This is a genomic window from Limnohabitans planktonicus II-D5, from assembly GCF_001270065.2.
GTDB lineage: Bacteria > Pseudomonadota > Gammaproteobacteria > Burkholderiales > Burkholderiaceae_C > Limnohabitans_A > Limnohabitans_A planktonicus.
Map to the genome: position 1 here is coordinate 1 of NZ_LFYT02000147.1, position 527 is coordinate 527.

Below are 527 nucleotides of genomic sequence, written 5' to 3' on the forward strand. Positions count from 1 at the left end.
CGGCGTAGCACCCTCATGGCACCGGCGCAGCACGCGCACTTCCATTGCGCACGAGGAGTGGTCTGAGATGTCGTTGATGGGGTTGCGGTGCCACTTGGGCGCTTGAACACCAGCAACTTCAACAAGGTGATCAGCCTTTTGCTGTTCGGATGCAAGAAACCATAGTTGCGCGCCCTTCGAAAGCCCTTGGGTAGCACATGCTGCATCACCAGGCGTAGAAACTGCGCGCCACTCACGGTGCGCGTGGTCAAGCGTTTGGTTTTGCTGTCGCGCCAACGGTAGGTGACGTTGTTGCCGTCGCAGCGCAAGATGTCCTTCTCCTGAATGACGCCCCGGTACAGATAGCGGCCCAAGTAGATGATGGCCTTGTGACCACTGCCCACACGCTTGCAATCAACCACCCACACTTGCGGCAAGTTCGCCGGCGGCGTCAGACCTTGTTCACGCAGGGCGGCCAAGAACTTGGCGCGAAAGACTTTGGCCAATGCTTTGTGGCTGAACAAGTAGTCGCCGCCCTTATTGCTGCG

General features: G+C 58.6%; 1 protein-coding gene. It reads right to left on the bottom strand.

Annotated features, from left to right (window positions below; genetic code table 11):
• On the bottom strand, window positions 1-527 hold a 527-nt coding region (locus H663_RS41180; protein WP_205872790.1), incomplete at both ends, for an IS91 family transposase.